This is a genomic window from Calidifontibacillus erzurumensis (assembly GCF_013303125.1).
Taxonomy (GTDB): Bacteria; Bacillota; Bacilli; order Bacillales; family Bacillaceae_J; genus Calidifontibacillus; species Calidifontibacillus erzurumensis.
Genome location: NZ_JABTTE010000057.1, coordinates 1 through 1218, shown reverse-complemented (window position 1 = coordinate 1218; position 1218 = coordinate 1). Strand labels below are relative to the sequence as shown.

Here is a 1218-nt window from a genome sequence, read left to right as displayed (position 1 = left end):
CTTGTTTTTTTCATATATCAAATTTTAGAAAAAATAAAAGTTATTGAATTTCATAATTACATTTCTAACATAGCATCATATAAATATTATTTTAGGCTATATATTAAGAAAGCAATTACATATAATTTCTCCGTTTATTTACTTAATAAATATTCTTATAGTACTCAGAAATCTCAAATAAATTATTTTATTCCTAAAGGTCTTTTTTCATGGTATAATAGGAATAGTTTCATGGAAATTTTAGGTTTTTTTGGAAATGATCGAGACCGACTTTGGGATTTTTTTGAAGGAGACTGAGGCTGCGTTATGATAGATTTGCATTTTCATATTTTACCTGACCTTGATGATGGTCCAAAAACGATTGAGGAAAGTATTCAAATTGCTAGGAAAGTAGCAGAACAAGGGATTAATACGATCTTTGCCACACCCCATCATAAAAACGGAACATACGAAAATCCTAAGCAAAAGATATTACAAAGAATAAAGAAATTTAATTCAAGATTGAAGAAAGAAGGTATTCCAGTCAATATTTTGCCTGGACAAGAAATACGGATTTTTGGAGAGATTGTCAAGGCATATGAAAATGGCGAGATTTTAACATTGAACGAAACACCTTACTTGCTTATTGAACTTCCATCAACACACATGCCATCATATACAAACCAAGTACTATTCGATTTGCAATTAATGGGTCTAAAACCAATTATCGTCCATCCAGAAAGAAATGCTGATTTATTAAATGACCCAGATAAACTTTATGAATTAGTAAAACAAGGCATACTCACACAATTGACGGCCGCAAGCATTTTAGGTGATTTCGGAAAGAAAATTCAACGATTCTCCCATGATTTAATCGAAGCAGGTATGGCTCATTTAATTGCATCGGATGCACATAATTTAAAGACTCGACCTTGCAGACTTAGAGATGCATATGAGTTCCTTGAACGCAATTTTGGTGTTGAAGCACGCTACTATTTTCAAGAAAATGCTGAACTTGTTGCCAACAATCAAACCGTCTTCGTAGGACAGCCCGAAAGAATTAAAAGAAAAAAATTCTTAGGGTTATTTTAACGTGAGGACGGTTCCTCATGTTTTTTAAACAACTTTTCCGTACTTTAAATTTCTTGAATTTAATATGCAATGGCTCCTTACTTTTTGTGAGACTCAGTATTTTTCGAGTTTCGAATCCTGTTTCATAATTTTTTAACTCTGCACACT

At 32.1% G+C, this 1218-nt stretch carries 2 protein-coding genes; both read left to right on the top strand.

Going from position 1 to position 1218, the window contains the following annotated elements; translation table 11 throughout:
- Positions 1-297: hypothetical protein (locus HR057_RS17190; RefSeq protein ID WP_230474524.1), on the top strand; the 297-nt coding region annotated here is incomplete at its 5' end.
- Between the two features lie 9 nt (positions 298-306).
- Positions 307-1071 (top strand): tyrosine-protein phosphatase, encoded by a 765-nt coding sequence (locus tag HR057_RS16745; protein WP_173732635.1) that lies wholly within the window; start codon positions 307-309, stop codon positions 1069-1071.
- Positions 1072-1218: the final 147 nt, after the last annotated feature.

Excerpts from the sequence above, each read along its gene's own strand:
- HR057_RS16745 (WP_173732635.1), top strand. The coding sequence starts at position 307 with ATGATAGATTTGCATTTTCATATTTTACCTGACCTTGATGATGGTCCA.